The sequence below is a fragment of the Methylobacterium sp. SyP6R genome, assembly GCF_019216885.1.
GTDB lineage: Bacteria > Pseudomonadota > Alphaproteobacteria > Rhizobiales > Beijerinckiaceae > Methylobacterium.
The window spans coordinates 2,113,618-2,136,416 of the sequence record NZ_JAAQRC020000001.1 but is presented as its reverse complement, the minus strand read 5'-3'; the positions used below and the strand labels follow the sequence as shown (position 1 = coordinate 2,136,416).

General features: G+C 68.6%; 18 protein-coding genes. 11 read left to right on the top strand and 7 right to left on the bottom strand.

Annotation, left to right across the window (positions count from 1 at the left end; all coding sequences use genetic code 11):
- Nucleotides 1-162 precede the first annotated feature (162 nt).
- A complete protein-coding gene (locus HBB12_RS09875; protein WP_236989188.1) occupies nt 163-1,263 on the bottom strand; it encodes a UDP-3-O-acyl-N-acetylglucosamine deacetylase in 1,101 nt (366 codons plus the stop codon).
- A gap of 522 nt (nt 1,264-1,785) precedes the next feature.
- Between HBB12_RS09875 and HBB12_RS09870 the strand changes: the two genes are divergently transcribed.
- Together HBB12_RS09870 and HBB12_RS09865 are read left to right on the top strand one after the other, a co-directional pair.
- Nucleotides 1,786-2,523 carry a Crp/Fnr family transcriptional regulator gene (locus HBB12_RS09870; RefSeq protein ID WP_236989187.1) on the top strand — a complete coding sequence of 246 codons (738 nt, stop codon included), beginning with the start codon at nt 1,786-1,788 and terminating at the stop codon, nt 2,521-2,523.
- A 566-nt stretch (nt 2,524-3,089) separates the two neighbouring features.
- Nucleotides 3,090-5,231 carry a vanadium-dependent haloperoxidase gene (locus HBB12_RS09865; protein ID WP_236989186.1) on the top strand — a complete coding sequence of 714 codons (2,142 nt, stop codon included), beginning with the start codon at nt 3,090-3,092 and terminating at the stop codon, nt 5,229-5,231.
- A 246-nt stretch (nt 5,232-5,477) separates the two neighbouring features.
- On the opposite strand, the gene HBB12_RS09860 is transcribed toward HBB12_RS09865, so the two are convergent.
- Entirely contained in the window at nt 5,478-7,796 is a 2,319-nt protein-coding gene (locus HBB12_RS09860) for a lytic transglycosylase domain-containing protein (protein WP_236989185.1), read from the bottom strand.
- A 336-nt stretch (nt 7,797-8,132) separates the two neighbouring features.
- On the opposite strand from HBB12_RS09860, the gene dapA reads away from it, so the two are divergent.
- The 5 genes from dapA (at nt 8,133) to HBB12_RS09835 (ending at nt 12,825) form a co-directional block, all read left to right on the top strand.
- Nucleotides 8,133-9,035 (top strand): 4-hydroxy-tetrahydrodipicolinate synthase, encoded by a 903-nt coding sequence (gene dapA / locus HBB12_RS09855; RefSeq protein WP_236989184.1) that lies wholly within the window; start codon nt 8,133-8,135, stop codon nt 9,033-9,035.
- Nucleotides 9,036-9,106: 71 nt separating this feature from the next.
- The gene (smpB, locus tag HBB12_RS09850; protein WP_236989183.1) at nt 9,107-9,580 is read left to right on the top strand and encodes an SsrA-binding protein SmpB; all 474 of its coding nucleotides are present in this window, start codon (nt 9,107-9,109) and stop codon (nt 9,578-9,580) included.
- A gap of 275 nt (nt 9,581-9,855) precedes the next feature.
- Entirely contained in the window at nt 9,856-10,038 is a 183-nt protein-coding gene (locus HBB12_RS09845; RefSeq protein ID WP_236989182.1) for a hypothetical protein, read from the top strand.
- A gap of 97 nt (nt 10,039-10,135) precedes the next feature.
- On the top strand, nt 10,136-11,923 hold the full coding sequence (locus tag HBB12_RS09840; RefSeq protein ID WP_236989181.1) for an ABC transporter ATP-binding protein: 1,788 nt from the start codon (nt 10,136-10,138) through the stop codon (nt 11,921-11,923).
- Nucleotides 11,920-12,825 (top strand): DMT family transporter, encoded by a 906-nt coding sequence (locus HBB12_RS09835; RefSeq protein WP_236989180.1) that lies wholly within the window; start codon nt 11,920-11,922, stop codon nt 12,823-12,825. The genes HBB12_RS09840 and HBB12_RS09835 overlap by 4 nt, the downstream gene beginning before the upstream one ends.
- Nucleotides 12,826-13,154: 329 nt before the next feature.
- Here HBB12_RS09835 and HBB12_RS09830 read toward each other — a convergent pair whose 3' ends face one another.
- From HBB12_RS09830 to HBB12_RS09815, 4 genes are all read right to left on the bottom strand, one after another.
- Nucleotides 13,155-14,330 carry a vWA domain-containing protein gene (locus HBB12_RS09830; protein WP_236989179.1) on the bottom strand — a complete coding sequence of 392 codons (1,176 nt, stop codon included), beginning with the start codon at nt 14,328-14,330 and terminating at the stop codon, nt 13,155-13,157.
- 32 nt (nt 14,331-14,362) lie between these two features.
- Nucleotides 14,363-15,259, bottom strand: coding sequence for a DMT family transporter (locus tag HBB12_RS09825; RefSeq protein ID WP_236989178.1), 897 nt, complete (start codon nt 15,257-15,259; stop codon nt 14,363-14,365).
- A 10-nt stretch (nt 15,260-15,269) separates the two neighbouring features.
- Complete coding sequence (gene hemF, locus HBB12_RS09820; RefSeq protein ID WP_236989177.1) at nt 15,270-16,166, bottom strand: oxygen-dependent coproporphyrinogen oxidase; 897 nt, start codon at nt 16,164-16,166, stop codon at nt 15,270-15,272.
- Between the two features lie 256 nt (nt 16,167-16,422).
- Nucleotides 16,423-16,878 (bottom strand): tRNA (cytidine(34)-2'-O)-methyltransferase, encoded by a 456-nt coding sequence (locus tag HBB12_RS09815; RefSeq protein ID WP_236989176.1) that lies wholly within the window; start codon nt 16,876-16,878, stop codon nt 16,423-16,425.
- Nucleotides 16,879-17,002: 124 nt separating this feature from the next.
- Here HBB12_RS09815 and HBB12_RS09810 point away from each other — a divergent pair, with 124 nt between their 5' ends.
- A complete protein-coding gene (locus HBB12_RS09810) occupies nt 17,003-18,862 on the top strand; it encodes an ABC transporter ATP-binding protein (RefSeq protein ID WP_236989175.1) in 1,860 nt (619 codons plus the stop codon).
- Between the two features lie 366 nt (nt 18,863-19,228).
- Here HBB12_RS09810 and HBB12_RS09805 read toward each other — a convergent pair whose 3' ends face one another.
- Nucleotides 19,229-19,693 carry an outer membrane protein assembly factor BamE gene (locus HBB12_RS09805; RefSeq protein ID WP_093569933.1) on the bottom strand — a complete coding sequence of 155 codons (465 nt, stop codon included), beginning with the start codon at nt 19,691-19,693 and terminating at the stop codon, nt 19,229-19,231.
- A 295-nt stretch (nt 19,694-19,988) separates the two neighbouring features.
- On the opposite strand from HBB12_RS09805, the gene HBB12_RS09800 reads away from it, so the two are divergent.
- The 3 genes from HBB12_RS09800 to plsX all read left to right on the top strand — a co-directional run bounded on the left by HBB12_RS09800 (nt 19,989) and on the right by plsX (nt 22,788).
- Nucleotides 19,989-20,540, top strand: coding sequence for a ubiquinol-cytochrome C chaperone family protein (locus tag HBB12_RS09800; protein WP_236989174.1), 552 nt, complete (start codon nt 19,989-19,991; stop codon nt 20,538-20,540).
- 554 nt (nt 20,541-21,094) lie between these two features.
- Nucleotides 21,095-21,625 carry a YceD family protein gene (locus tag HBB12_RS09795; RefSeq protein WP_236989172.1) on the top strand — a complete coding sequence of 177 codons (531 nt, stop codon included), beginning with the start codon at nt 21,095-21,097 and terminating at the stop codon, nt 21,623-21,625.
- Nucleotides 21,626-21,753: 128 nt separating this feature from the next.
- Nucleotides 21,754-22,788: a phosphate acyltransferase PlsX gene (plsX, locus tag HBB12_RS09790; protein ID WP_236989171.1), complete on the top strand. Its 1,035-nt coding sequence runs from the start codon at nt 21,754-21,756 to the stop codon at nt 22,786-22,788.
- Nucleotides 22,789-22,799: the final 11 nt, after the last annotated feature.

Genomic DNA, 22,799 nt, shown 5'->3' with positions numbered 1-22,799 from the left:
CGGCGTCTTCCGACCGGACAGGGACGGCCACGGGGCGGCTCGGGGGAGGTGCCGGACCGTACTGACGCCCAAGCTTGCGGGCAAGGCGGAGGCCTCGGATCTCCCCTGCCGCCCGCGAGCGCGGCCGTCGACGGGCTTCGATCGCTCGCCTTTGCGGCCAAATCAAGTTGGGCGGACGGCATCCCGAGCGGTGCCGGCCGCCGACGCGCCCGCGAGGGGGACGACCTCCCAGCATTCCGGATGGCGCATCAGCTCGCTCAGGAACGCGAAGGTAAGCGCATGGGTCGGGCAATTCGCCACGATGCGCCCGAGGATCGGCCGGCCGGCGAGGGCGAGGTCGCCGACGAGGTCGAGGATCTTGTGCCGCACCGGCTCGTCGGGAAAGCGCGCCCCGCCCAGCACCCGGCCACCGAGCAGGATCGCGACCCGCCCGGGGCGGGCGCCGCGCAGCAGCGGCTCGCGGTCGCGCGGGTGCATCCGCTCTTCCGTCTCCGGGCCGATCGGGCGCCGGTGCTCCGGCCGGCCCAGGGCAGGGACGAGGCCGCTCTCGCGCACGGTCTGGGACTCGAAGGAGCGTGCCCAGAGCCGGTCCCGGGTCGAACCCGGCAGGAGCGTGCGGGCGAGCCGCGTCTTGAGCAGCGTGCGCCAGATCAGCGAGGCATTGCCGAAGCTGCGGCTTTCGGCGATCTCGGCCCGGAACGAGGCGGGGTCGATCGGGCCGGACCAGCGCAGCACGCCGAAACCCGGCAGCCGGTCGGTACTGACATCGACGCTGAAATCGTCGGCCGGCTCGGCGCGCAGGAACCCGTGCAGCCCGTCGACCTGGAAGGGCGCGCGGATGCGTAAGGCCTCGCGCGGCCGCTCCTGCGCCACCCGCCCGGCCGCATCGATCAAGGCGCACCAGCGCGCGGCCGAGCCGTCGAGGATCGGGATCTCGGTCCCCTGCACGGTGATCGCGGCATTGTCGATGCGGCACGCCGCGAGGCTCGCCAGCAGGTGCTCGATGGTGCGCAGCTTGCGCCCCTGGCCGATATCGAGGGCGGTGCTCATCCGGCTCGCGACCCAGCCGGCAATGCCGGCCGGCACATCGGCGGAGATCCCCGAGCGCGGGCAGCGCACGGCGAAGCGTATGCCGTGGCCGGCCGGGGCAGGGCTCAGCGTCACCCGGGCGACCCGGCCGGTATGCAGCCCCGGTCCGCGCACCGACATGGTCCGGCCCAGCGTCGCCTCGTGCCACGCGCTGTCCGTGCCCTCGAACCCCATCGTTTTCGCCCGGCTTGTCGGCGAACGGCCGCCGCCGCCGCCCATGCTGTTCCCCAGGGCCCGACGCGGTCGTTCCGTGGGCGGGACGGCCGAGCGGCCGGTCTCGTCCACCCCGGCTCTACGCCGCGCAGGATCCGCCTCCGGGCGCTCGCGCGCTCGATTGCCGATCGGTTCTAAGGAGGCTGGTCGGGTACCGACACTCGACCGTTCGGCCTAGTTCATGCGAAGGCGACCGCAGACGAGAGGTCCCTCGTCGCTCGGAGCGCCGACGTTTCGACTGTCGATCGCATGCGGATCGCAACGGCAGGTGCGGGGCGGCGATCCTTCCCGACGCACCGCCGATTCGCCTTCCCCCAGAGGGAGGCCGGAACGGCCGGGAGGTGAGGCGACGGACCCCGATCCTGCCGCTGCCGCATGTAAGCGCTCGACCCGGCGCTTTACTGGGCCGCGACAGACACTAACTGTCCGTCGGGAACGACAGGACACTCGCGCTGCCGAGCCGCGGGCCGGAAGGGGGGCACGATGAATCCGCTGATCCGGAAGCTCGAACGGTTCACCCGCCTGAGCGACGCGGACAAGAGCCTCCTGCAGCAGGCCGCCACCGCCCGGATCGTCAATTACGACACGCACCAGGACATCATCGCCGAGGGCGAGGAGCCGACCGACGTCAACCTGATCCTCGGCGGCTGGGTCTGCCGCTACAAGCAGCTCGCCGATGGCGGCCGCCAGATCATGTCGTTCCTGCTGCCGGGCGACCTGTGCGACCTCAACATCTTCCTCCTGCGCCGGATGGACCACGCGCTGGGTACGCTCACCCCGGTGGCGGTCGCCAAGATCTCCCGCGATTTGCTTCAGACGATGCTGAACGCCGACCCGCGCCTGACCCGGGCCCTGTGGTGGGAGGTCCTGGTGACGGCGGCGATTCACCGCGAATGGCTGGTCAATATCGGCCGGCGCACGGCGCTGGAGCGCGTCGCCCACCTGCTCTGCGAGGTATATTTCCGGCAACAGGCCGTCGGCCGGGCGAAGGACGGCCGCTGCGAGTTGCCGATCACCCAGGTCGAGCTCGCCGATGCGCTCGGGCTCTCGGCGGTGCACGTCAACCGGACCTTGCGCGAGCTGCGCCTGTCCGGCCTGATCGACTGGCGGGACAAGGTTCTGGCGATTCCGAACATCGATGCCCTGACGGGGGTGGCCCGGTTCGCGCCAGACTACCTGCACCTCGATTTCGAGGGGGAGCGGTACGGCGCGGCGTGTTAGCGGCGAGCCACGAAAGGGCGTATTCGGTCGAAAGTCCGCTGAAGTCCAGGCGACGGACGACGCGGCCGTCTCCATCGAGGCGATGATGACTGGGCGGCTCGGATCGAGGGGTAAGCCGATGGCCGTCCCCCAGCGGAGCCGTTCGTCAAGAAGTGCAGCACTATCCTCCCCTTGCCGAGCCACAACGTCGGTGCCGGTCGCTCACGCCGAGGGCTCATGAATAGTCGCGTTATTATTTCTTCCATTAAGCGACACAAAAGTATAGATTTTTGATATTTAATTTATAAAAAGAAAATTTTGACAAATTTATTTTTCTATCTAATTTCTATATATCAAAACAACAATGCAAACGGCGGTCGCAATCTCGGAAATAGCATAGCTCAGGCGGCAGAGATATCAAAAATCACTATAGTGTATCATCGTTGTACTCAGATAGGCGGTAAAATTTAAACGTAATAAATTTCGCTCGAACGTGATTTTTTGATTGCGAACCAACCATTCATAACCGTATGATTTGGCGGCCAATCGCTTAATCGAAGCGAAATAAACGGTGAGGGAGACTTCCAATGCGGCTGTCGACCATCATTGCCTGTGTCATCGTCGTAGGCGCAACTGCCGAAGCCAGATCGCAAACTCAGCCTCTGACACCGGAAAGCTACGCCGAGTTCAATCGTATCTTCGGCGCAACGGCTGGGCGCAGGGACCCGACTGCGATCAAGGCCGACCAAGCCAAAACTACCAGGCTCAAATTGCCGGGGTCGGGCAACAATCTGACGTTGGACACGTTCACGCCGCAAAATCTAACCAATAATTTTGTCGCCAGAGCAGATATCGCCCAGACGATTGCAAAATTGTCCACTCCTGCTTCGATCAACTCCCTACTTCAGCTCTCCATTTTGGCGCCAGGCAACAAAACACAGACGCCAGGCGCAAATGATTATTTTAGATTCTGGCATCACGTGTCTCTCGATGCAACCTCTGTCGATCACGTGCCAGGTATCGTCGCAGGCCCCGTCACCTATTACCAGCAAGTTGGCCCGCATCGATCCAGCCGAGCGATGGCGCTCGTCCATCTCGCGATGTTCGAGGCTGCGAACGTTTATTCCGGTGCCTACGACAGCATGATATATGGAGCTGGCCTGGATAGCTTCATCGAGCCGCCTGTTCACGGAGTGCCGTCAGACAAAAAGACCGCGGCCGCGATCCATCAGGCGGCCTACGAGGTTCTTGCATGGCTTTACCCCGGGTTGATCAATTCCCGGATTGCATTACCTCCCATCGACTGTAAAAATCTCGAAGATATCAATCTCGGAATATATGACTTCAACCTCAAAAGTTATCGTCAGTGTGCCGCGGAGATACTAGGTATAAATTCGGCCGATTACCAAGAGGGTGCTCGTATCGGAAGCTCCGTCGCTCAGCGTATCAGGGCATTACGGGAGGATGACGGCTCAAAGCTCACCGAACCCCAATTCGGATCGGCAAAAACCCCTCAGATCAATCCGGTCGACGGAAAGCTGCCGCCGGCGCAATGGTCTCCGGACCCGGTCTCGAAAATCCAGACTGCCCTTGGCGCATACTGGAAGGAAGTCCGTCCGTTCGCGCTTGAGACGGCCGCATCGCTGCGCCCCGGTCCGATCGCGGACACTGTCAAGAACAAGTTGCTCGAATCCAAATTGACGCTTTCCGACGCCCGATCGACGATTCCGTCGCTCGATGCCGTGTATGAGTGGGCGGCCGAGCCGCTCTACGATGCCAAAGGCAACCGCGAGCTGGCGGAAAAGTACCGGGATGGCAGGAGCATCGCACAGTTCTGGGCTTACGACGGCACTGCCGGCTTGTGCGCGCCACCTCGCTTGTACAATCAAATCGTCGATGCAGTCATCGAATCATCAAATATGCCGTCCGGAGCTGATTTTACGCCGATCCAATTGCGTCCAGGCGTTCAAATGACCGAAACCGTCGACCTTCTGCACCTCTATGCATTGGTCAACATCGCGATGGCGGATGCGGCGATCGCAGCTTGGGAAGCAAAATATCATTACCAAGTGGCTCGCCCTGTAACGGTCATCCGTCAGGCGCAGCTCAACGACTCGTCGGACAGCTTTCCGTCGCAATGGTTTCCGCTCGGTGCGCAGGTCAGCAATTCCGATGGCGGACTGAACATCACTCCTCCATTTCCCGCATATCCATCCGGTCACGCCAGCTTCGGCGGAGCCTTGTTCGGCGTTCTCAGGCAATTCTACGAGCCCGGCGGGCAATTCAAATTTGTCTCGGACGAATTCAACGGGTCGAATAAAGATGCACTCAATTATGTGCGGTGCGGCAAAGACGAAAATGGGAATATCACTGATCGGTTTACAAGCAAGAAATTCTGCCAAGATCGCATCATGACGATGACTTGTGCGGAACGAGAGAACGCTGATAGCCGATTGACCATGGGTGTCCATTATATCTTTGACGCGGATACGGGAATCGCGCTCGGAAATCAGGTCGCTCGGGCCGTCGTCACGAAAGTGCTGAAGCGAAAAGCAGGATCGGCTGTGCCGGCCGCGGACTTTTCCGCTTTCGCCTCCGATGGACCTCAAGACCGCAATCAAAAATCTTTGATCTGTCCCGACGTGACGTGGCCGGGTCCGTTGAGCGATCCCATGGACCCGAAGGTCGGGTTCGGTCCCTTCACCGCTGTCGCAGTCAAGCCTCAGTAAAGGTTGCACTGCCGATGCAGCGGTTCCGACCGGTGCATCGGCATCGATCGCAAGCGTCACTGATGACAGGACGGCGAAGACGGGCTCCGGACGCCCCACGGTGACTGAGGGGCACAGTCTTCGCCAGGAACCGTTACAGTGAAGCGCCTTGCCGAAGGCGACCGGATTCCGGCGTCCTGCCCGATCGGTCTCGCTCCCGCCTGCCCGGGTGGGTTCTGCCCATCGACCTCTGCGATCGGAAGCGCCTCACCGCGCCCCACGCTTCAGATCATCCGCGATCAGCAGCGCACTTCGCCCATCCCCGGCCTCCGCCAGGCGGTTGCGGTAGACCTGCAGATTCTCGGTCACCCGCTGGACGTAGTTGCGGGTCTCGGTGAAGGGGATGCGCTCGACCCAGTCGACCGGATCGACGCCCGGGTTGCGGGGATCGCCATAGGCGTCGATCCACTTCTTCACGTTGCCGCCGCCCGCATTGTAGGCGGCGAAGGCGAGGATGTAGGAGCCGCGCCAATCCTCCATCAGCTCGCCGAGATGGGCCTGGCCGAGGCGGGCATTGTAGGCGGGGTCGCTGGTCAGGCGGTCGGTGTCGAAGGCGGCGCTGACCCGGCGGGCAGTGCGCTGGGCCGTCGCCGGCATCATCTGCATCAGGCCGCGCGCGCCGACGCTCGATTGCGCCCGCGGGTCGAACTGGCTCTCCTGCCGGGCGATGGCGAAGACCATGGCGCGCTCGACCTGCGGCACGGCCGAGGAGGCCTCGTAGGTCGGGATGCCGTTGGTCGGATAGGCGTGGCGGTCGAGCGGCAGGCCGCGCTGGACCGCGGTCTTGCCGATCGCCACGAGCGCCCGGGGATCGTTCAACGACATCGCGACGTCGCCGAGCGCGTTCAGCTCGGCCGGGTCTGTCAGGCGCTGGGCGAAATCCATGTAGAGCGGCAGCATCAGCTCCTTGATCCCGGCCGCCGCCAGCAGGCGCAGGGCCCGGACGGCGTTGCGGTTCTCGAAGGCGGTGCGGGCGGTCTCGGTGAGGGTGCTGCAGGGGCGCAGGGCCAGGGAGCCCTGGCCGAGCTTCGCCCGGGCGAGCTGGCCGTAATAGGCGATCGGCTGCGCGCTCGCGCGCTCGTAGAAGGCCCGCGCCTCGATCGTCTGGCCCAGGCTTTCGGCGGCGCGGCCCTGCCAGTAGGCGGCCCGCGCCACCGAGATCGGCGTCTCGGCGATGGCGGCGGCGGCGGCGAAATGCGTCGCCGCGAGGGTCGCCTCGTGCAGGAAGCGCAAAGCGATCCAGCCGGCATGGAACTCGGCCTCGATGCGCTTCTCGACCGAGCGGGCGCTGTGGTTGGCGGCGACCGCATAAGCCGTCTTCGCGTCGCCGGCATCGAGGAGCTTGCGGGCGACGATGCGGCGCTCGATCCACCACTCGTCGGGATCGGCCAGCACCTCGGGGTTGCGCGGCGCCTGGGCGATCACCGCGGCGGCCTCCGCCGGCTTGTCGAGGCGGCGCAGGTACTGGGCGCGGGAGAACAGGTAGGAGGAATCCTGGCGCAGGCTCGGCGGCACGGCGTCGAGGGTCGCCCCCGCATTCGACGCCTTGGCCTCGACGGCGCGGCGGGCCCGCACCAGGGTGCCGTAGGCCTTGCCGGCGTAAGCGGCGGCGCGGCCGGCGGTGTCCCAGTCCTCCTTCATCAGCGCCCGCTCCATGCGGTAGCGGTGATCGATCTCGCCGATGATGCCCGGGAAGGCGTCGAGGACCTTCAACTCGAGGGTGCGGCCGAACGTGTCCTCGCGCCACAGATCGCGGGCGAGGCCGGCGGCGTCCTCGGACAGGCCGTCGGCCTTGAAGGCGAGCGCCAGGGCGAACTTGCCCGGCGCGCTCTGCGGCCGGCGCGCGGCGAAATAGGCCCGTACCACGGACGGGGACTTGCGCTGCGAGAGCAGGGCCTCCTCGGCGCGGCGCCGGACCATGGCGCCGACCGGCCAGTCCGGATTGTCGCGGATGAACGCCACGGTGCGCTCGAAGCCGATGCCGGCCCCGGCCCGGATCGCCACCCAGTCGAGCAGGGCGCGGGCGGCCGGGTCCTTGAGCCCGTCGCGGATCCGGTCGCCCTCGCCGACCTGGCCGCGCCGATAGGCCTCGACCGCGCCGCGGAGCGCCGGCCCGTCGACCTCGGTGCCGAGAACCGGGCGGCCGGGATCGGGAACGGTCGGAACCGGGGCGGGCGGGTTGATCGCCGCGTCCGGGGCGGGGAAGGGGAGCGGCGCTTCCGGATCGGCGGCGGCGAAGGCGGCGGCGGTCGCGGGCAACCGCGCCTCGCCGGCGGCCGCGTTCCGGCGCAGGCCGTCCGCCGGGGCGGCGCCGTCGGCCGGCGTGAAAGCTGTGGACGGGACGAAGCCCTCGGCCTGCGAAAAGCCGTCCTCGCCGGTCCGCTCGACCGCGCGGGCCGGCATCGCCGCGTCGGCGGGCGGAGGAGCGACCGTCGAGCCGCCGAGCGCCGTCAGCGAGGTCAGCGCGGCGCCGGACACCGTGAGGGCGAGGACCGCGAGGCGGCGCCGTCGAGGCGAGAGCAGCATGGTTCCCGTTCCCCTGTGAAGCTCGAATGACCGGACGCCCCATGGTGGGAGCGCCGCGTTAAGAAGCGATTAACCCTGGCGCCGGGCGGTCGCGGAACGTGTGCGGGCGCCGGCGCGTTCGCGCGCGAAGTCCGCGCACACGGCGCCCGCGTGCCCGGAAGACGGCCGTGGGCCGGGGCCGGAGCGTTTGCGCAAGGGCGCCCGAGGCCCTATGTGTCGAACGCCGGACGGCCGCGTTGGTCCCCCGATGGTGGTTCCCTTGGTGACCCTCATGCGGGCCGGCCTCCCAACCAGATTTCCCGGGGGCGCCGCCCCGACCGGGCGAGGAACGCCAGCATGACGTCGACGCCAATCTCGCAGCGCCTGAGGGGCTCGCTCACCGCCCTGGTGACGCCGTTCCGCGACGGCGCGTTCGACGAGCACGCCTTCCGGGCCTTCGTGGCCTGGCAGATCGAGAACGGCACCCACGGACTGGTGCCGACCGGCACCACCGGCGAGAGCCCGACGCTCAGCCACGCCGAGCACGACCGGGTGGTCGAGGCCTGCATCGACGAAGCGGCCGGCAAGGTGCCGGTGGTGGCCGGCGCCGGCTCCAACTCCACCGCGGAGGCGATCGAGCGGTCCCGTCATGCGGAGAAGGCCGGGGCGGACGCGCTGCTCATCGTCACGCCCTACTACAACAAGCCGACGCAGGAAGGGCTGTACCAGCACTTCAAGGCGGTCAACGATGCGGTCGGCATTCCCATCCTGATCTACAACATCCCCGGTCGGTCGATCGTCGACATGAGCGTCGACACCATGAAGCGGCTCTACGAGCTGCCGAACATCGCCGGGGTGAAGGACGCCACCGCCAACGTGGCCCGGGTCAGCCTCCAGCGCCAAGCCATGGGCGAAGACTTCGTCCAACTTTCTGGCGAAGATGCGACCGCCTTGGGATTCATGGCGCATGGCGGCCACGGCACCATCTCGGTGGCCTCGAACGTCGCGCCGCGCCTCTGCGCCGACTTCCAGGAGGCCTGCCTCGCGGGGGATTTCCGCACCGCTCTCGGTCTCCAGGACCGGCTGATGCCGCTCCACACCCACCTCTTTTCCGAGACCAGCCCGGCGCCGACAAAGTACGCGCTCGCCCGTCTCGGACTGATGCGCGAGGAGCTGCGCCTGCCGATGGTGCCGGTGGGCGAGGCGACCCGCGCCCTCGTCGACGGTGCGATGCGCCACGCCGGCCTCACCAACGGCTGAAGCCGACCCTATCTACGCCGGGAGCCCCTTGCGGCTCCCGCCGCCCGCCTCCCGAGGACCTCCGCCGCCCGATGGCCAAGAAACCCGAGTCGAAGAACCGCGTCGTCGCCGACAACCGGAAGGCGCGCTTCAACTACGAGATCACCGACACGGTCGAGGCGGGCATCGCGCTGACGGGCACCGAGGTGAAGTCCCTGCGCGGCGGCAAGGCGACGATCGGCGAGGCCTTCGCCGGCCCCTCCGGCAACGACCTCCTGCTGTTCAACGCCTACATCCCCGAATATCTCGAGGCGAACCGCTTCAACCACGACACCAAGCGGCCCCGCCGCCTGCTGCTGCACCGGCGCCAGATCGACAAGTTCATCGGCGCGACCCAGCGCGAGGGGTACACGGTGGTGCCGCTGAAGATCTACTTCAACGAGCAAGGCCGGGCGAAGGTCGAGCTGGGGCTCGGGCGGGGCAAGAAGCTCCACGACAAGCGCGAGACGGCCAAGGAGCGCGACTGGCAGCGCGACAAGGCGCGGCTGATGCGCGCCAAGGGGTGAGAGGCGGCCCTCCGGCTTGCTTGGCACACGGTAGACGGCTGGTGCGACGCTCGCGATCGCCAGGCATTTCCCACCAGCGACCTCATCCTGAGGTGTCAGTCCATCACCGATGGACTGACACCTCAGGATGAGGTCGCTGGTGGGACTGGCGACGCAACCAGAAACCTATGTCGTGTGCCCCATGTCGTGTGCCTTGGGCCGGCACAACACGCCGCACTGTCTGCCCCGGCCAGCGCCCCTAGCTCAAACGGGTGCAGGCCAGCGCGGAGGCGCCGATGTTCGTCGAGGGGGGATGGCGGCCGCCCTGGGAGCCGCCGCCGCGCCCGCCCCAGCCCCGGCTCACCGGGCGCCAGGAGCGGACACTGATCTGGATCATCGTCCTCAACGTGCTGCTGTGGTTCATGGCGCCGATCGGCGGCGCGACCGTGATCCACGCGGCGCTGGCGATGATGCACTAGGCCCGCCGCCGCAAGCCTGCCGCGCGCCGCCCCGAATTGCCGCCCCCCGACCCCCGTGCTAGCGCCACCGTCCCACCCCACGGACGAAGCGAGCATCATGGCGCGGCGCCCCCTCCTCTCCGGCGACATGCTGCCGCTGCTCCTCCGGCTGTGGCGCGACTGGCTGCGCCCGCATGCCGGTACCCTCGCCATCGTGCTGGTGCTGATCGCGGTGATCGGCGTCGCCACCGGCTTCTACCCGACGCTGATCAAGGCCGCCTTCGACGCCTTCGACGCCAAGGATGCCGGGGCGCTCGCCTACGGCCCCGTCCTGGTGATCGCCGTCACGGCCGTCCGCGGCTTCGCACTGCTCGGCCAGACGGTGCTGACCAACCGGGTCGTCACCCGGATCGAGGCCGACATGCAGGCGGCACTCTACGGCCACATGATCGAGCAGGACCTGGCCCAGCTCGGCCGCGAGAGCCCGGCGAGCCTCACGCAGCGCTTCACCACCGACTTCGCCTTCATCAAGGAGGCGCTGACGCGGATCTCCACCGTGCTCCTGCGCGACGTGGCGATGCTGATCGCGCTCGTCTGCGCGATGATCTGGATGGACCCCTGGCTGACGATCGTCGCCGGGGTGACGGTGCCGTTCGTTGCCGGGCCGATCGCCCGGATCGGCAAGAAGCTGCGCCGCGTTTCGACCTCGACGCAGGAGCAGGTCGGTCTCACCGCGAGCCTGATCAGCGAGAGCCTGGCCGGAATCCGGGTCGCCAAGACCTACGGCCTCGAAGGCTATCTCAAGGGCCGCACCCGCGACGCCCTCGACGAGGTGCGCCGCCTGAAGATGAAGGCCGCCAATGCCCGCGGGCGGCTCGACCCGCTGCTGGAGATCGGCGGCGGCCTCGCGGTCGCGGGCGTGCTCGCCTTCATCGGCCACCGCATCCTGTCGGGCGAGAAGAGCGTCGGCGACTTCACCGGCTACGTCGCGGCGCTCCTGCTCGCCGCCCAGCCGGCCCGGGCGCTCGGCAACCTCAACGCCATCCTGCAGGAGGCGCTCGCCGCCCTCTCGCGCACCTTCGCGCTGATGGACGAGGCGCCGACGATCCGGGAGAAGCCGGGGGCGCCGGTCCTGGAGGTCGCCGGCGGCGAGATCCGGTTCGAGGGCGTGCGCTTCCGCTATCATGACGACGCCCCGGCGCTCGAGGGCATCGATCTCGTCGTGCCGGCGGGCCGCACCACGGCGTTGGTCGGCCGCTCGGGCTCGGGCAAGTCGACGCTCCTGTCCCTGGTGCCGCGGCTCTACGACGTGACCGAGGGCGAGGTCCGAATCGATGGCCAGGACGTGCGCGACGTGACCCTGGCCTCGCTCCGGCGCGCCGTCGCGGTGGTGTCGCAGGAGGTGGTCCTGTTCGACGACACGATCGCGCAAAACATCGCCTTCGGCCGCGAGGGTGCGAGCCGGGACGAGATCGAGGCGGCGGCCGAGGCTGCAGCCGCCCACGGCTTCATCACGGCGCGGGCGGAGGGCTACGATTTCCGGGTCGGGCCCGCGGGCAACCGGCTGTCGGGCGGCGAGCGCCAGCGCATCGCGCTCGCCCGGGCTTTCTTACGCGACGCGCCGATCCTGCTCCTCGACGAGGCGACCTCGGCGCTCGACGCCGAATCCGAGCAGCTGGTCCAGGCGGCGCTGACCCGGCTGATGCGGGGCCGCACCACGCTGGTCATTGCCCACCGCCTGTCGACGGTGCGCGACGCCGACCTGATCGTCGCGATGGAGGGCGGCCGGATCGCCGAGACCGGCACCCACGCGGCCCTGATCGCCCGGGGCGGCACCTATGCGCGGCTACACCGGCTTCAGCTCGCCGACGACCGGGAGCCCGCATCCGCGGCGCAGGCCTCGTGACGCCCGAGCGTTCGGGGGCGGCCGCGATCGAGGCTCCCGCCGGCCGGCGCCTCGCCGCGGGCGTCGGTTTCGCGCTGCTTGCCATCAGCCTGTGGGGCGGCTGGTTCGTCGTCACCCGGCGCACGGTGGGGGCGGGGGGCGTGCTCGGGCCCGCCGACCTCGTGGCGCTCCGCTTCGGCATCGGCGGCCTGCTGCTGCTGCCGGTGCTGCTGTTGCGCCTGCGCGGCCTCGACCGGAGAGCCTTCATCGACGGCGCCATCCTGTACGTGGCGCAGGGCGCGCCCTTCGCGCTCCTGATCTCGGTCGCGCTCCGCTACGCGCCCGCCGGCCACGGCGCGGCGCTCACGCCCGGCACGATGCCGCTCTTCGCCGCCCTCCTCGGCGTGCTGCTGCTGGGCGACCGGCCGGGCCGCCTGGCGCTGGCCGGCCTCGGGCTGATCGCCGCCGGGGCGCTCACCCTGGCGGGCGGCTTTCGCGATTCCGACGAACTGTTCGGCTACGGGCTTCTCCTCACTGCCGCCTTCCTGTGGGCCGCCGGCACGGTGCGGATGCGCCGCTCGCGCCTGACGGCGCTGGAGGCGACGGCGCTGATCTGCGTCGGCTCGCTCGTCACCTATATCCCGCTCTACCTCGCCTCGGGCCTGTCGCACCTTCTCGAGGCGCCACCGGCGGAGGTGGCGATCCAGGCCGTCTACCAGGGCGTGCTGGTGAGCGTCGTGGCGCTCATCGCCTTCAACCGCTCCCTGGCGCTCATCGGCCGGCGCACCCCGGCCTTCACCGCGCTCGTGCCGGTGATCGCGACGCTTCTCGCGATTCCCGTCCTCGGCGAGGTGCCCGATGCTCTCCACGTCGGCGCCATCCTGGCGATCGGGGCCGGTGTGCTGCTGACGACGCGGGGGTAAGGGTGGGACATCGACCGGTACCGCCTTCGGTCGTCATGGACTCTCGGCGGACAGAAAAAGGCGCGGGTTTCCCCCTCTCTCCGCGGGCGGGGAGAGGGCTGTGTCTCCGTTCAGGAGACGCAGCGAGCGGAGGCGCAGCCGAAGCGAGGGTGAGGGGGTGTTTCCGAAGGAGCCACATCCTGAAATACCCCCTCACCCCCGCCCTTCGGGCTCCCTGAGCCCCTTCGGAGCTCAGGCCTCTCCCCGCCCGCGGGGAGAGGAGAAAGCCCGCGCTACTTCTTTATTCAGGACATCTCCGCCGCGCGTAAATCCTGGAACGCCCATGATCCCTACCGCAACAGCGCCCGCGTCGCCTGATCGATCCCCTCCAGCGTAAGCGGGTACATCCGGTCCGAAAAAATCTGCCGGATCATCGCGTTCGACTGCGTGTAGTTCCACTGCGCCTGCGGCACCGGGTTGAGCCAGGCCACCTTCGGGAAGTGGTTCAGCACCCGCTCGAGCCAGACCTTGCCGGCCTCCTCGTTCCAGTGCTCGACCGAGCCGCCCGCCATCGCGATCTCGTAGGGCGACATCGCGGCATCCCCGACGAACACCACCCGGTAATCGGATGGATAGGTGCGGATCACGTCGAGGAGCGGCGTGCCCTCGGTGTGGCGTCGGCGGTTCTCCTTCCAGACCTTTTCGTACAGGCAGTTGTGGAAGTAGAAATGCTCGAAGTGCTTGAACTCCGAGCGGGCGGCCGAGAACAACTGCTCGGCCAGCTCCACATGCCAGTCCATCGAGCCGCCGACGTCGAGGAACAGCAGCACCTTGACGGCGTTGCGGCGCTCCGGCCGAAGCTGGAGGTCGAGGGTGCCGTGACGGGCGGTCTCGCGGATCGTGCCGTCGAGGTCGAGTTCCTCCGCCGCCCCGGTGCGGGCGAAGCGGCGCAGGCGGCGGAGCGCCAAGCGGATGGTGCGCGACCCGAGTTCGGCCGAATCGTCCAGGTCCTTGAAGGTGCGCTGATCCCAGACCTTCACCGCGCGGAAGTTGCGGTTGCCGTCCTGGCCGATGCGGATGCCTTCCGGGTTGTAGCCGTAGGCGCCGAACGGCGAGGTGCCCCCGGTGCCGATCCATTTCGAGCCGCCCTGGTGGCGCCCCTTCTGCTCGGCCAGCCGCTCCTTGAGAGTCTCGAACAGCTTGTCCCAGCCGAGCGCCTGGAGCTGCGCCCGCTCCTCCTCGGTCAGGTATTTTTCCGCCAGCTTGCGCAGCCATTCCTCGGGGATGGCTTGCGGCTCCACCGCCTCGCCGACCGTGACCACGCCCTTGAAGACGCGGCCGAACACCCGGTCGAACTTGTCGAGGTTGCGCTCGTCCTTCACCAGGGCGGTGCGGGCGAGGTAATAGAAATCCTCCACCCGCTGGTCGGCGAGGTCGCGGTCGAGGGCCTCGAGCAGGGTCAGGTACTCGCGCAGCGAGACCGGGACCTTGGCGGCGCGCAGCTCGGTGAAGAAGGACAACAGCATGGCGCCGATCAACGCGCCACGGCGCCCCGCGGTCAAGCCCCTTCGGCCTGGACCGCCGGGGCCTGTCGCCGCGCCTCCGCGGCGAGGTTCCAGACGATGCCGCCGACGATCAGCCCGGCCCCGACGAACAGCCACGGATCGAGCGGCTCGCCGTAGAAGCGCCAGCCGAGCACCGCGATCAGCGGGATGCGCAGGAAATCGAGCGGCATGACCAGGATGGCGTCGCCGCGCCGGTAGGCGCTGGTCAGGCACCAATGCGAGGTGAGCCCGGCGATGCACAGGATCGCCAGCGCCAACGCGTGGCGCCCCTCGAAGGCGTGGGCCGGCACGGCCGGATAGATCCGGCCGGCCACGAGGTTGAGCGGCAACTGGATCAGGTTCATCCAGAACAGGATCGACAGCACGCTCTCGGTCCGGGTCAGCGCCTTGGTGGCGACCGCCGTCAGCGCGAACATCACGGCGGCGGCGAGCACCACGAGGCTCGCCGGCTGCAACGCGGCGACGCCGGGCCGCAGTACCACCAGCACGCCGAGAAAGCCGAGGGCCACCGCCGCGACCCGGCTCGCGGTCAGCCGCTCGCGCAGGATCAGCACCGCGAGCAGCGTGACCCAGGCCGGCGTGGTGAATTCGAGCGCGAAGACGACCGCGAGCGGCAGCAGCGTGACGCCGTAGGACCAGGCGTAGTTGCCGCCCCAATGGACGAGGTTGCGGGCGAGATGCAGCCTCATGCGCCGGGCCGCCAGCGGCCGGCGGCGCAGGAGCGCGACCGCCCCGACGATCGCCACCCCGGCCGCCGCCCGGGCCGCCAGGATGTCGAACAGGCCGAGTGCCGGCGCCAGTTCTCGCACGGCGATGGCGGTGGCCGAGAACGACAGAAGGGCGCCGGCCATCCACAGGACGACGGCGGCGAGATCGGGGAGGGGCTTCACCGCGAGTCTTTTACGGCCAGCGCACCGTCGGCGGCATCGACGACAGGATCGACGCGACGTTGCCGCCGGTCTTCAGGCCGAAGATCGTGCCGCGGTCGTAGAGCAGGTTGAACTCGACGTAGCGGCCGCGGCGCACCTGCTGCTCGTGGCGGTCGGCCTCGGTCCAGGGCGTGGCGAGGTTCCGCCGCACGATCTCGGGATAGATGCCCAGGAAGGCGTTCCCGACCTCGCGGGTGAGGGCGAGGTCGGCGGCCGGATCGCCGGTCCAGTGGTAATCGTAGAAGATGCCGCCGATGCCGCGGGGTTCGTTGCGGTGCTTGAGGTGGAAATACTCGTCGCACCAGGCCTTGTAGCGGGCGTAATCGGCGGCCGGGTGCCTGGCACAGGCCGCCTCGAAGGCGGCGTGGAACGCGACCGTGTCGGGGTCGTCCTGCGTGCGCCGTCGGTCGAGGACCGGGGTCAGGTCGGCCCCGCCGCCGAACCACGTCTTCGTCGTCACCACGAAGCGGGTGTTCATGTGCACGGTCGGCACGTGCGGGTTCCACGGATGGGCGATCAGCGAGATGCCGGTGGCGAAGAAGCGCGGATCCTCCGCCGCCCCGGGAATCTGGCCGCGGAACTCGGGGGCGAACTCGCCATGCACCGCCGAGACGTGGACGCCGCATTTCTCGAACACCCGGCCGCGCAGCATCGCCATGGTGCCGCCGCCGCCCGGCAGACCGGAATGGTCCTTGCGCTCCCAGGGCGTGCGCTCGAAGCGTCCGGGACCGCCGGCCTCGGGGTCGAACGGGCCGGTCGCCTCCTCCTCGATCCGCTCGAGGGCGGCGCAGATGCGGTCGCGCAGGGTCGAGAACCAGGCGGTCGCCTCGGTCTTGAGCGCGGCGATGTCGGGAGCGGCGTCGGTCATGGGGTGTGTCATCCCACGTTGCGGGGCCGAGGCCAAGATCGCAGAGCCGGGCCGATCGATCTCCCCTCATCCCACCCGCACCCTCATCCTGAGGTGCCGCGTAGCGGCCTCGAAGGAGGGCTCCAGAGATCGCCGCGACTCCTGGAGCCCTCCTTCGAGGTCAGCCCATCTTCGATGGACTGACACCTCAGGATGAGGTCGAAGGTGGGACGATGCGAGACCTGCCACTGTCAAGGATCTGGAAGCGAACGGGATTTCAGAGGCTGCCGAGCTGGCGCAGGCCCTCTCCGAGAATCATCCCGGCCGCCACCGCCACGTTGAGCGAGCGCATGCCTGCGCGCATCGGGATGGTCACCCGGGCATCCGCATCGGCATGGACCGCGTCCGGCACCCCGGCCGATTCGCGCCCGACCATCAGGCAGTCGCCGTCCCGGAAAGTATGTGCCGTGTAGGGCACCGAGCCGGCGGTGGTGGCGAGCACCAGACGGATCCCGGCCTCCCGCCGCCAGGCATCGAAGGCGGCGTAGGAGCGATGGCGGGTGATCGCGACGTGGTCGAGATAGTCGAGGCCCGAGCGGCGCAGGTGGCGGTCCGAGACGTCGAACCCCGCCGGCTCGACGATCTCGACCGCCACGCCGAGGCAGGCGGCAAGCCGCAGCATCGTGCCGGTGTTCTGGGGAATGTCGGGCTGGTAGAGGGCGAGGCGCAGCATGAGTCCGGGGGCATCCAGTCGATCGGCCCCTCATACGCCGGTCTTCGGCCTGCGGCATCGCCCCCCGGTTGGCGGATGGGGCGTGCCGCATAGCTGAGGACCCCGTCACCTTCGGGAAGCCCGCATGTTCCTCGACTGGCTCGAGCGCCGCATCGATCCCTTCGCCCCCTTCGAGGAGGCGCGTCGCCCGCCCAACACGGTGGCGGGCTTCGCATGGTTCTACCTGCGGCCGGTGCGGGGCCCGCTGGCGATCCTGTTCGTGGTGGCGCTTGCCGCCGGCAGCGTCGAGGCCTCGCTCTACCTGCTGATGGGCTGGTTCGTCGACATCCTGGCCAAAACCGGCCCGGAGACCCTCTGGCGCGACCACGGCACCGGGCTGATGCTGGCCGCCGCCCTGATCCTGGTGGCGCGCCCGGTCCTGTCCTGGCTGCACGAGGTGCTGTCGAACCAGTTCGTGGTGCCGCAGACCACCAGCCTGATCCGTTGGCGCACCCATCTCTATACGCTCGGCCACGCTCTCTCGTATTTCCAGGCCGATTTCGCCGGGCGGCTCGCCAACCGGGTGACGCAGGTCGGGGTGGCGGTGCGCGAACTCGCCATCGTGGTCATCGACACGCTGCTCTACGTGGCGATCTTCGCGGTCACCGCGGTGAGCCTGTTCGGCTCGATCAGCCCGTGGCTGATGCTGCCGGTCCTGATGTGGATCCTGGCCTATGCCGGGCTCACCGCCTTTTTCGTGCCGCGCGCCAGGGCGCGCTCGCTCAAGGTCGCCGATACCCGCTCGGCCCTCGTCGGCCGCATCGTCGACAGCTACACCAACATCCTGACCGTCAAGCTCTTCGCCCGCGACCGGGAGGAGCGCTCGGCGGTGCAGGCCGCCACGACCGAGCACACCGACGCCTACCTGCACTCGTTCCGGCTCATCACCGCCGTCACCGCCGCGCTGTCGCTCCTCAACAGCACCCTGATCGTGGTGACCGCAGGCGTGGTGCTGGCCCTGTGGTCGCGCGGGCAGATGACCACCGGGGAGGGGGCGGCGGGCCTCGCCCTGGTGCTTCGGCTGATCGCGATGTCGGGCTGGGTGATGCAGACCGTGCGCGGGCTCTTCGAGAATATCGGCGTGGTGCAGGAGAGCATGCAGACCATCGCACTGCCCCACGCCCTCATCGACAGGCCGGATGCCCGCGACCTCGCGGTGACCGGCGGCGAGTTGCGGTTCGAGGGCGTGAGCTTCCATTACGGGCGTGACGATACCGGGATCATCGAGGACCTGACCTTGCGCATCGCCCCGGGCGAGAAGGTCGGCCTCGTCGGCCCGAGCGGGGCGGGCAAGACCACGCTGACCTCCCTGCTCCTGCGCCTGCACGATCTCGAGGGCGGGCGCATCCTGATCGATGGGCAGGACATCGCGCAGGTGACCCAAGGGTCCCTGCGGCGGCAGATCGCCGTGGTGACGCAGGATACCTCGCTCCTGCACCGCTCGATCCGCGACAACATCGCGTATGGCCGTGAGGACGCGACCGAGGCGGAGATCGTCGCGGCCGCCAAGGCCGCGCATGCCGACGCCTTCATCCGCGACCTCACCGACCACAAGGGCCGCGGCGGCTACGACGCCCAGGTCGGCGAGCGCGGCGTCAAGCTGTCGGGCGGCCAGCGCCAGCGCATCGCCATCGCCCGGGTGATCCTGAAGGACGCGCCGATCCTGATCCTCGACGAGGCGACCTCGGCCCTCGATTCGGAGGTCGAGGCGGCGATCCAGGGCTCCCTCGACCGGCTGATGCAGGGCAAGACCGTGCTCGCCATCGCCCACCGCCTCTCGACCATCGCGGCCCTCGACCGGCTGGTGGTGCTCGATCGGGGCAAGATCGTCGAGGAGGGTCGGCACGCCGACCTGGTCAAGGCCGGGGGGCTCTATGCCCGCCTGTGGGCGCGGCAATCCGGGGGATTTCTGGGGAGCGAGGAGGAGCGGGCGGCGGCGGAGTGACGGCCGCCGCGCGCGAACCCTCCTCCCTCTGCGGGGGAGGGTGGCCTGCGGAGCAGGCCGGGAGAGGGGAGCCCCGCTTCCGGAAATAACGAGACCGTTCTGACGGGCGCTTTGTCCTGAAGCGTCGCGCTGCCCCTCTCCCGGTCCTTGCTGACGCAAGGACCACCCTCCCCCGCAGAGGGGGGAGGGTCGAGCGTGGGGACTTTATCGTCGGAGGAAACCGAATGGGCCCTGATTGATTGACCTTCGCCCTGGATCATCGTCATGCAACGAGCCGACGTACGGATCCCAGACCATGGCCAGTCTAAGCGTATCACTCTCACAGCCCATCCCGGGATTATCTGGGATCGGCTGTGAGGCGTCCTCTTACCGCGCGTTGCCGAACGGCTCGAACTTGGTCAGGCCGCGCATCAGCTGGCCGAGGAAGGCCTGCTCGCCGCCGCTGGTCGGCGTGGTGCGGGAGATGAAGTCGAACACCTTGCCGTCCTGCTCGCCGTAGAGCGCCACGCGCTCGACCTTGAAGCCGGCATTGAAGTACACCGCCAGGACGCGCTGGTCCTTCGGGCGCTCGCCGATGAACATCACCGGGCGCTGGGTGTTCTGGCTGATGTAGTACCAGGACTTGTTGCCGACCGTGGAGACGGTGGTGGGCGTGCCGAGGAGCTGGAGCACCTGCTCGGCGCTGGCGCCGGGCCGCACCTGGGCGACGGCGGCATCGTCGATGATGTAGCCGTGCCGGAACTCTTCGCCGATCACGCAGCCCGCGGCCGACAGACCGATCAGGCCGGCCGCGGCGAGGCGGAGGAGCGACGGTGTGAAGCGGCGCGGCATCGAGACCTCGGAAGACATGTGCGGGAAGTGTGTCGGACGGCCTGACGGCAGCCTTGCGCGAGAAGCGACCGCTGCCGTACCCCGGGGTTGTGGCGTTGGCAAGGCACGGCCAAGCTTCGGCCGCGGATGGTCCGTCACGGATGGGACGCGGCGCCGACGGCGCGGACCAGGGCATTTTCCGACGAGGCGAGAACCGGTACGTCGAAAGAAAATGCGGTAGAATCAAAGACCTGGAGCGGCGACCGGTTGCCAGGCGATCGGGCGCCGCTCGAAGTGGGAAGCGAGACTTTACACGATGATGCGAAACCCCTTCCGCCGCGAGGATGCCCGCCGGCGCGCCATCGAGGCGTTGCATATCCGCATCAATGCCGGGGCGCGGGTTCCGGCGCTCTACCTCGATCTCGGCGTGCCCGACACGGTGGAGGGCCGGTTCGAGGCCCTATGCCTGCACGTCGTCCTGGTGCTGCGCCATCTGCGCCGGCTCCCCGCCCCGGCGGCGGACATCGCCCAGGACCTCGTCAATTCGGTGTTCGCGCAGCTCGATTCGTCGCTGCGGGAACTCGGGGTCGGCGATATGGGGGTGTCGAAGCGGATGAAGAAGCTGGCCCAGGCGTTCTACGGCCGCGCCGCCGCCTATGACGCGGCCCTCGATTCCGGCGACCGCGCCGGCCTGGCGGCGGCGCTCGCCCGCAACGTGCTGGCCCGGGACGAGCCCGACGCGGCCAAGGGGCTCGCGGCCTACGTGGCGGCGGCGGATGCCGCGCTAGCCGGCACGGACCTCGACGCCCTGATGGCGACCGGCCCGGTGCTGCCCGATCCGGCGGGCTTTGCCGACCACGCGGCCTGACCGAAGGCCGTTCTCGCGAAGGCCGTTCCCACATCGGGAGGGCTGTCCGAGGAAATCCCATTGAAAATCGAACGCGGGATCCCCTCTCCCATGTGGGCTAGCGGATTCACACTTCTCCTTCGAGAGCTAACCCTTTGTAAATATGCGCGCTTTCCCCTCCCCCTTGTGGGGAGGGGTTATGGGGATCGAAGATCCCGCGTGGGGGTGGTGCAGGAGGCACCGCTGCGCTCTATCCGACACCACCCCCACCTCCAGCTCCTCCCCACAAGCTTGAGCGATCTCGGGCAAGCCCGAGATCGCCTGGGGAGGAGAGGCGCGCGACCTTCACCGGGAGAAGCTCTCGAACCGAGAAGTGTGAACACGCTAGCCCACACGGGAGAGGGGAGACGCGCCACGTCTCTCGCCGGACAGTCCTGCACACCGCGGGAAGCCCTTGCACCGCGGCGCGCCGCGACGCATCTCCAGGCGAGCCGGGCCCGACCGCGCGAGCGCCCCTCCGGGCCGCTGCGCCCGTTTCCTCGCCCCCACTCCCAGGATCCGAGAAGGAGCCCTTGATGACCCCCGACAGCGTCGGCCCGTTCTCCCGCCCGATCCTGGTCGAGCGCACCCTGAAGACCGGCCAGCCCGTCACCGTCGAGGCCAACGAGGAGGAACGCGCCGCGCTCGCCCGCGATTTCGGTCTGCCGGGCATCACGCGGCTCACCGGCACCTTCCGGCTCTCGGGCTCGCTGCACCGGCTCCAGGTCACCGGCACCGTCGAGGCGGCCGTCACCCAGACCTGCAGCGTCACCCTGGAGCCGTTCGACGGCACCGTGAGCGAGGAGGTCGACGTCGATTTCGCCGCCCCCGACGCCTTCGCGGGCACGCCGGCCGAGGATGCCGACATCCCCGACCCGATCGTCAACGGCCGCATCGACCTCGGCAGCCTCGCCGCCGAGTTCCTGGCGCTCGGCCTCGACCCGTACCCGCGAAAACCCGGCGTCGCCTTCGAGCCGCCGGCGGAGGACGAGGAGGAGAAACCCTTCGCGGCGCTCCAGGGCCTCAAGGGCCAGAAGCCTGGGCAAGAATCCGGGAACGACGGCTGAGGACGGCCGCACCACGAAAAGACTTCAGAATTCGTTTGCGGCTTGGGCCCGGGTCGCTATTTTCCGCCGCGCCGCGGACCCCCTGTTCGCGCGTCCCCGGTGGATCCGAGAGGCTGTTCGACACCCCCATGTCCCAGAGAGTGCGCATCTCGCTCGACGCGATGGGCGGCGATCACGGCCCCTCGACGGTCGTGCCCGGTGCGGGGCTCGCCCGCGAGCGCCACCCCGAGACGACCTTCCTGATGTTCGGCGACGAGGCGGTGCTCACTCCCCTGGTCGCGGCCGAGCCGCGCCTGAAGGGCGCCGTCGAGATCCGCCACACCACCGTGGCGGTCGCCATGGACGAGAAGCCGAGCCAGGCGGTGCGCTCCGGCCGCGGCAAGTCCTCGATGTGGAAGGCGATCCAGGCGGTGCGCGACGGCGAGGCCGAGGCCGCGGTCTCGGCCGGCAATACCGGCGCCCTGATGGCGATGTCGAAGATCTGCCTCAAGACGATGTCGCACATCGAGCGGCCTGCCATCGCCTGCCTGTGGCCGACGGTGCGGGGCGAGAGCGTGGTGCTCGATGTCGGCGCCACCATCGGCACCGATGCCAACCACCTCGTCGACATGGCGGTGATGGGCGCCGCGATGGCCCGCATCGTGTTCGACCTCGACCGGCCGACCGTGGGGCTCCTCAACGTCGGCACCGAGGAGATGAAGGGCAACGAGGCGGTCAAGGAGGCCGCCCGGATGCTGCGCGAATCCGACCTGACGGGACTGGCCTATCACGGCTTCGTCGAGGGCACCGATCTCGGCCGCGGCACCGTCGACGTGGTGGTGACGGAAGGGTTCACCGGCAACATCGCGCTCAAGACCGCCGAGGGCACGGCCAAGCAGATCGCCGCCTACCTCAAGGGCGCGATGGGCCGCACCCTGATGGCGAAGATCGGCTACCTGTTCGCCCGCGGCGCCTTCAACGCGCTGCGCGAGAAGATGAACCCGAGCCGGGCCAATGGCGGCGTGTTCCTCGGCCTCGAGGGCATCGTCATCAAGAGCCACGGCGCCGCCGATGCCGAGGGCTTCGCCGCCGCCATCGACCTTGCCTACGACATGGCCCGCCATGACCTGATGCGGACGATCCGGGAACGCCTCGACGCGACGCCGGCTCAGGCCTCGGCGTAAGGAGGACGCAT

Bases quoted from the DNA above. Each gene is read 5' to 3' on its own strand.
- HBB12_RS09875 (WP_236989188.1), bottom strand. From the start codon at position 1,263: ATGGGGTTCGAGGGCACGGACAGCGCGTGGCACGAGGCGACGCTGGGC.
- HBB12_RS09870 (WP_236989187.1), top strand. From the start codon at position 1,786: ATGAATCCGCTGATCCGGAAGCTCGAACGGTTCACCCGCCTGAGCGAC.
- HBB12_RS09865 (WP_236989186.1), top strand. From the start codon at position 3,090: ATGCGGCTGTCGACCATCATTGCCTGTGTCATCGTCGTAGGCGCAACT.
- HBB12_RS09860 (WP_236989185.1), bottom strand. From the start codon at position 7,796: ATGCTGCTCTCGCCTCGACGGCGCCGCCTCGCGGTCCTCGCCCTCACG.
- dapA (WP_236989184.1), top strand. From the start codon at position 8,133: ATGACGTCGACGCCAATCTCGCAGCGCCTGAGGGGCTCGCTCACCGCC.
- smpB (WP_236989183.1), top strand. From the start codon at position 9,107: ATGGCCAAGAAACCCGAGTCGAAGAACCGCGTCGTCGCCGACAACCGG.
- HBB12_RS09845 (WP_236989182.1), top strand. From the start codon at position 9,856: ATGTTCGTCGAGGGGGGATGGCGGCCGCCCTGGGAGCCGCCGCCGCGC.
- HBB12_RS09840 (WP_236989181.1), top strand. From the start codon at position 10,136: ATGGCGCGGCGCCCCCTCCTCTCCGGCGACATGCTGCCGCTGCTCCTC.
- HBB12_RS09830 (WP_236989179.1), bottom strand. From the start codon at position 14,330: ATGCTGTTGTCCTTCTTCACCGAGCTGCGCGCCGCCAAGGTCCCGGTC.
- hemF (WP_236989177.1), bottom strand. From the start codon at position 16,166: ATGACCGACGCCGCTCCCGACATCGCCGCGCTCAAGACCGAGGCGACC.
- HBB12_RS09815 (WP_236989176.1), bottom strand. From the start codon at position 16,878: ATGCTGCGCCTCGCCCTCTACCAGCCCGACATTCCCCAGAACACCGGC.
- HBB12_RS09810 (WP_236989175.1), top strand. From the start codon at position 17,003: ATGTTCCTCGACTGGCTCGAGCGCCGCATCGATCCCTTCGCCCCCTTC.
- HBB12_RS09805 (WP_093569933.1), bottom strand. From the start codon at position 19,693: ATGCCGCGCCGCTTCACACCGTCGCTCCTCCGCCTCGCCGCGGCCGGC.
- HBB12_RS09800 (WP_236989174.1), top strand. From the start codon at position 19,989: ATGATGCGAAACCCCTTCCGCCGCGAGGATGCCCGCCGGCGCGCCATC.
- HBB12_RS09795 (WP_236989172.1), top strand. From the start codon at position 21,095: ATGACCCCCGACAGCGTCGGCCCGTTCTCCCGCCCGATCCTGGTCGAG.
- plsX (WP_236989171.1), top strand. From the start codon at position 21,754: ATGTCCCAGAGAGTGCGCATCTCGCTCGACGCGATGGGCGGCGATCAC.